We start from the raw sequence: 6,656 nt of genomic DNA, 5'->3' as shown, positions 1-6,656 counted from the left end.
GTTGCCACCAATAATTCCCTCCCCGGCGACGGCGCTTTGGCGCTCTTTCGTCCATTCCCTTGGACCGATCCTATATCGGCCGTTCGGACGAAACCATGCAGCCGATGGTCCCGGCCCGATCACGCCAGGCGGCGTTGTCCCCATTGGGAACAAAAGCCGCTATTCGCGCGAGGTGGTCCTCAATAGGGTAACGCGCTATTTTGAAATGTCTTGTGCCTGACAATTCGTCGGCAAAGTTTTTCGCGGGGGCGGGTCCGGCTTCTTTTGCCGCACGGCGAATGAGGCGAATTTGTTGCGATGCAGCAATCGAGCGGGGTGACGGTACGTGCGGTTGGCTTCGAGATCATGATTTCTGAGGATCAATTGAAGCGCGTCGCCGCATGGTCGCGCGAACTCGCGACACGTGAGATTGAGGTCGCCCGCGCCGGGATCGTCGAAAAATCCTACGTCAACGGCGAGACCGTCTTCATGCGTGGCGACAAATTCGACTATTGGGCCGGCGTGGTCAGTGGGCTCGCACGGATGGGCGGGGTATCGCGCGACGGCAAGGAGACGAGTTTGGCGGGGCTCACCGCGGGAGCCTGGTTCGGCGAGGGCAGCGTGCTCAAGAACGAGCCGCGGCGCTACGACGTGGTCGCGCTCCGCGACAGCCGCCTTGCACTTATGGAGCGCAGCACCTTCCTCTGGCTGTTCGAGAACAGCGTCGGCTTCAACCGCTTCCTGGTGCGCCAGCTCAACGAGCGGCTCGGCCAGTTCATCGGCATGCTCGAGGTCAACCGCACGCTGGACGCCACCGCACGCCTTGCACGCAGCATCGCTTCACTGTTCAACCCGATCCTCTATCCGGATTCCAAGACGCATCTTGAGATCACGCAGGAGGAGATCGGCGCACTGTCTGGCATGTCGCGGCAGAACGCGAACCGCGCGCTGAATCGGCTCGAGAAGGAGGGGCTGCTGCGGCTCGAATATGGCGGCATCACCATCCTCGATGTCGAGCGGTTGCGCGGGTATGGGGATTAGGGCCTGGGGCGCCGTCCCTTCATCGCGCATTGGCTGGCGCGTGTGCCGGCCACAGATCGTCGCGCCAGCGCACTGCAATCGCCATCATCGCAATGAACCCCGAGATCGCATACAGCGAGCCTGTCGCCGAATAGCCGATGCGATCGATCAAACTGCCCGCCGCGAGCAACCCGAGCGGCAAGCCGTAGATCACCATCATGCGCACCCCCATCACGCGGCCCCGGAGGTGCGCGCTCGCCGCGCGCATCAGGATCACGGCGGCGGCAATCATCGACATGCTCTGGGCGATGCCGGCGAGCACGAGGCAGGCCATGGCGACCGGCATCGTCCTCAGTCCGACGAACACCAGCAACATCGCGTACCAGGCCAGTGTTGCGCCGATCAGAAGCCGGGCGATGCGCAAGCCGCCCACTAGGCTCAGCGTGATGGAGCCGATCAGCGAGCCTACGGCGAAACTCGCCGACAGATAGCCTAGACCGGTCTGGTCGGTATGAAAGATGTCGCGCGCGACGAAAGGCAGTAATCCGTTCGTCAGCGGAAATGCCGTGAGATTGGCCAAGAATGCGACGCAGAGCGCCGCCCTCATCCCGGGGCCATTCCAGGCATAAACCACGCCTTCCTTCAGGTCGCGCAGCAGTCCCGTGCCGGCGCGGCCGTCCACCGGGCGGTGGCTTGCAGCAGAGGACTTTGCCTGTCGGGTCAAGCCGAGCATCAGGATCGCGGCAACGAGATAGAGACTGGCAATCGCCACATAGACGAGGCCGATGCCGAGCGCGGCGAACAGTCCGGCGCCGGTCAAGGCGCCGGCGATGCGCGCGCTATCCTGGGTCGTGCGCGACAGACTTATGGCACCAACCAGTTGTTCGGCCGGCATGATGCTGGCGAGCAGCGCGCTGCGCATGCCGAGATCCGAAGGGCGGATCAGGCCCATGACCGCGACGACGATCATCACATTGAGTGGCGCCAGATGGCCGGTGAGGGCCAGCGCCATGATGGTCGAAGACAGCGCCGTATAGGCAAGGCGCATCGCGACGAGAAGATCCCGGTGACCGATGCGGTCTCCGACCATCCCGAACACCGGCGCAATCAGTGTCCCGACATATTGCAGCGATGCCAGGATGGTGAGCAGCAGCACCGAGCCGGTCTCCACCATGATGTACCAGCCAAGCACCAGTGTCTCCACCTCGAATGCCCAGGAGGTGAGCAGATCGGATGGCCATTGAAAGCGGTAGTTGCGGATGCGGAACGGCGCGAGTGCGGAAGGTCGTACGGCTGTGCTCAAGATGCGATGACGGGTTTCACGGCGATTCCCTGCCCTTATTATTTGTTCTGTTCGCCAGCGTAGTGCCGGCGATGCACGTGTCAATTGACGCTACCGCATGCCGCCATGCCCGCCGACATCAGGCAATGTGCCACGCGCTGTGCAACCCGTTTCGTGGACGGATAGATGAACCGCCGCTTGCTCTTCCGGCGTGCCGAGCCCATTCTGGTCCGCACCCCAGACCCATTCGGCGGGGCCAGGGGATCGCGCCATCGCGGTGTACGCGAGCGTCTGGGACCATGAAAGGTCTTGGACAGGGTCTTGGACAGGGTCTTGGACAGGGTCTTGGGCCATGAACTGCTCGGGTTGCGGTTTCGAGGTTCAGAGCGGCTTTGCCTTCTGCCCGAAGTGCGGCACGAAGCAGCCGAGCGCGTGCCCTGGCTGCGGCTTTCCATGCGCGCCGGATTTCGCATATTGCCCGAAATGCGGCGTCCTCGTCCGTGAGGCTTCCAAAGGCGGCGGGGAGGCATCGGTGCGGACGAGCCCGACGACAATTCCGATCAGATCCGCCTCGCCGCCGCTCGCGCCGGCGGTCGAGCCTCAATACGCGTTTCGACCGCAGTCGGACAAAATCGATGGCGAGGCAAATCGTCGTACCATCACCGTTCTGTTTGCTGATCTCAGCGGCTTCACTTCGATGAGCGAGCGGCTCGACCCCGAGGTCATGCAGACGCTTCAGAACGAACTGTTCGAGGAACTGACGGCCGCGGTGCAGAGCTTTGGCGGCTTCGTGGACAAGTTCATCGGCGATGCGCTGCTTGCTCTTTTTGGTGCGCCGGCCGCGCACGAGGACGATCCGGAGCGGGCGATCCGCGCTGCCCTGGACATGATCAGCCGGACGGCGCGCCTGAGCGAACGCGCGAAGGCGTATGCTGGTTCGCCGCTGCTGCTCCATGTCGGCATCAACACCGGGCACGTCGTTGCTGGAGGGCTGGGTGTGGGTGTTGCCAAATCCTATTCGGTGACCGGCGACACGGTGAATACCGCACAGCGATTGCAGTCGATGGCGCCTCCGGGCGAGGTCCTGGTCGGGCCGCTGACCCACCGTCTGACGCGGCATGCGTTCTCCTATGACTCGCTTGGCGAGGTCTCGCTCAAGGGCAAGATGGGCAGCGTCCTGGTCCATCGTCTGAAGGGGGCGCTCGACACGCCCCGTGCGGCAAGAGGTCTCGACACGCTGGGCCTCAGCGCGCCCCTGATCGGACGCGACGCCGAGCTTGCCCGCGTGATTGGCAGCCTTGATCGCGCGTGCAGTGGCGCGGCTCAACTGGTGCGCCTGGTCGGCGAAGCAGGAATCGGGAAGACGCGCCTGGTGAACGAATTCGTCGCCCGTCTCCGCGATGAGGATCGCTTCGCAGATGTGGCGATCCGGAAGGCCGTCTGCTCGCCATTGGGCGAACAATCCTACGGCACGCTCGCCGCGGTGCTGCGCAGTGCCTATGGCATTGCGCCGAAGGCCAGCGCCGCAGAGACCGAGGCCAAGCTGGCTGCAGCGCTGTCGGAGCTTGGCCTTGCGACTGATGAGGCACAGCGGCTGATGCCGCTCTATTTCCACGTCCTCGGTCTCGGCGACCCCGACGCCGTGTTGCAGCACGTCGAGCCCGAGCAGCTCCGGCGGCAGATATTCTTTGCGATTCGCACCGTGTTCGAACGACGTCTGGCCTTGTCGCCGCTTCTGATCATTGTTGAGGATCTGCACTGGGCCGATGCCGTGTCTCTCGAAGCGCTGCGATTCCTGATGGACCGGCTGGAGCGCACGCGGCTGATGCTGTTGTTCACGCATCGGCCAATGCTGGAGCTGGATCAGTTCGGTTCGGGTCGGATCAGCCACACAACCCTTCGGCTGCCTCCGCTTGGCGACGCCGACGGAGAAAGGCTGCTTGCAGCATACTTCAGTCACGGTTGGCGTGAATCGCCGGGATATCTGTTCAGTCGAATCCTCGAGCGTGCGGGCGGCAATCCACTTTTCTTTGAGGAGATCATTCGCGGTCTCATTGAAGCCGGCGCCCTGGAGCGTGACGGAGTGCAGTGGCGGATCAAGTCGGATGAAGCCGCCGCCGATATTCCGGCAAGCATCCAGGCGCTGTTGCTGGCACGCCTGGACCGGCTGCCGCACGAGGTGCGCCGGCTGACCCAGGAGGCCGCGGTGATCGGCCCGCGCTTCGATGCGGCTCTCCTCAGTGCGACCGCAACCGAGGGGGTAAAGGTAGAGGCGGGGCTCGAGCTTCTGTGCGACGCCGAGATCGTCGAGGAGGTCGCGGGCTCGAACTCGATTTCGCTGCGATCCTACCGCTTCACGCAAACCATGCTTCAGGACGTGATCTATCAGAACCTGCTCTTGCAGCGCCGGATCGAGCTCCACGGACGGATTGGTACCGCTCTGGAGCGTCTCCATGGCAATGAGCCACAGCGGCTCGAAGACCTCGTCCTGCTCGGACATCACTTCAGCCTGAGCGCGAGCAAGCCGAAAGGCGCGCGCTATCTGCGGGCGGCCGGCGATCGCGCACGCGCGACCTATGCCAATGACGATGCCATCCGCCTTTACCAGCAGGCCCTCGCCGTGTTGTTGACCGCCGGCGAAGGCGAACCTGAGCGCCTGGTCCTGTACGAGCAAATCGCGGATCTCTGTGGCGCGGCGGGCCGTCGAAACACGGCCGAGGAGCATTACCAGAGCGCGCTGGAAGGTCTCCGCGCCGCGGGGGACCGCATCGGCGAAGCGCGCATTCTTCGCAAGCTTGGCCGGATGTTGTGGGACGCCGGCAAGCGGATCAAGGCAGAAACCCACTACGCAGAGGCAGCTGAACTGCTTGGAGGGACGGACGCGCCTGTCGAGTGGGCGCACCTCTTGCAGGAGCGCGGCCGTCTCGCGTTTCGCATGGGTGACCACATGGCTGCCGCGAGATGGGCCGACGAGGCGCTTGGCTACGCCCGATCCGTGCCGGCGGACGCGGACAAGCATGCCGAGGCGGCGCGCGCCATTGCGGAGGCTCTCAACACCAAGGGGGTTGCACTTGCGCGGCTTGGACGACACCAGGAGGCGGTGCGCGAGGTGGAGCAAAGTGTCGCAGCCGCTGAGGCCGCGGGCCACCTCAACGTGGCCTGCCGCAGCTACACCAATCTTGGCGTGCTCTACACCACTGTCGACCCGGCGCAAGCCATGGAGGTTTGCCGGCGCGGGCTCGATGTTGCGCGTCGCATCGGCGATCTCGGCTTTCAGGCGCGTCTGCTAGCCAACTATGCCGTCGCTTGTTGCACCTTCACGGACAGATGTTCCGAGGAGGGGGTGCCGGCCGCCGAGAAGGCGATCGAGATCGACCGTGCGCTGGATCAGCGCGAGCATCTCCCGGTGCCCTTGATCGTGCTCGGGCAAATCCATCAGTGCCATTTCCGCCCCGACTTGGCCGCTCGCTGCTACAATGACGCAATCGAGGTGGCGAGCGAGACCGGCGAGCCGCAGCAGCTCTTTCCGTGCTATGATGGTCTTGCGACATTGAACCTTGATCGAGGCGACATGCCCGAGGCCGAGCGGTATTTCGCGCTGGCCCAAGATGTCTGCGCCCGGCACGGACTCGATCCCGCAGGGCTGATCGTACTGCCATTTCTTGACTAGCCAATGTGAGGGAGTTCAATCATGTCAGACCGCCATGTCGATGGACCACTTCAGCCCGGTGATCGCGCACCGAACATCGTGCTGGACGCCATCACACGCGAAGGAAAGATCGCGCTCCAGGACTATCGCGGTCATAGTCCGATATTGGTGGGCTTGTTTCGAGGCCTGCATTGCCCGTTCTGCCGGCGTCACATCGCGGCGCAGGCGCAGCTTGACACGGCCCTGCGCGAGAAGGGCGTCGAAAGCCTCACGGTCGTCAATACGCCGATCGACCGGGCGCGGCTCTACTTCCGCTATCATCCATTGCCCAACCTGCTCGCTGCATCCGACCCCGAGCGGGTCTCGCACCGCGCGTTCGGCCTGCCTAATCTCGAGTTCACGCAGAACGAGACCGAGTGGCCGCGCAAGGTGGGCATGGACGTGGTTCTGAGCATGCCAGTCGATATGCCCGGCGAATTGCCCGGCCCGATGAACCGGCCGGCGGCCGCCGAGTACCTCAACAACAAGGACGGCTACGAGATGACCGAAGCCGATCAGCGCATGGCGGCAGCCGGCACGGGCCAGCTGTTCGGCCAGTTCCTGCTCGATCGGGAAGGGATCGTGCGTTGGACGTTTACCGAGGTGCCTGACGGCGGCCAGCGCATGTTCGGAGCGCCGAGCCCACAGGAGTTGATGTCGGCCGCCTCGCAGTTGGCAGGCTAGGCG

At 64.0% G+C, this 6,656-nt stretch carries 4 protein-coding genes; 3 read left to right on the top strand and 1 reads right to left on the bottom strand.

Annotated elements, in window-relative coordinates:
- Positions 1-345 precede the first annotated feature (345 nt).
- On the top strand, positions 346-1,020 hold the full coding sequence (locus SO156_RS34555) for a Crp/Fnr family transcriptional regulator (RefSeq protein ID WP_458149493.1): 675 nt from the start codon (positions 346-348) through the stop codon (positions 1,018-1,020).
- 19 nt (positions 1,021-1,039) lie between these two features.
- Here the strand turns inward: SO156_RS34555 and SO156_RS34550 are convergent, their stop codons facing one another.
- Positions 1,040-2,302, bottom strand: a complete 1,263-nt coding sequence (locus tag SO156_RS34550) for an MFS transporter (protein WP_498537893.1) — start codon at positions 2,300-2,302, stop codon at positions 1,040-1,042.
- Between the two features lie 331 nt (positions 2,303-2,633).
- Between SO156_RS34550 and SO156_RS34545 the strand changes: the two genes are divergently transcribed.
- Both SO156_RS34545 and SO156_RS34540 read left to right on the top strand, forming a co-directional pair.
- Positions 2,634-5,951 carry an adenylate/guanylate cyclase domain-containing protein gene (locus tag SO156_RS34545; RefSeq protein WP_498537892.1) on the top strand — a complete coding sequence of 1,106 codons (3,318 nt, stop codon included), beginning with the start codon at positions 2,634-2,636 and terminating at the stop codon, positions 5,949-5,951.
- Positions 5,952-5,972: 21 nt separating this feature from the next.
- A complete protein-coding gene (locus SO156_RS34540; protein ID WP_498537891.1) occupies positions 5,973-6,653 on the top strand; it encodes a peroxiredoxin-like family protein in 681 nt (226 codons plus the stop codon).
- Positions 6,654-6,656: the final 3 nt, after the last annotated feature.

The organism is Bradyrhizobium sp. UFLA05-125 (assembly GCF_059803515.1).
Note: the sequence above shows the minus strand (reverse complement) of the source record. Positions and strands in the feature narration are given on the sequence as shown.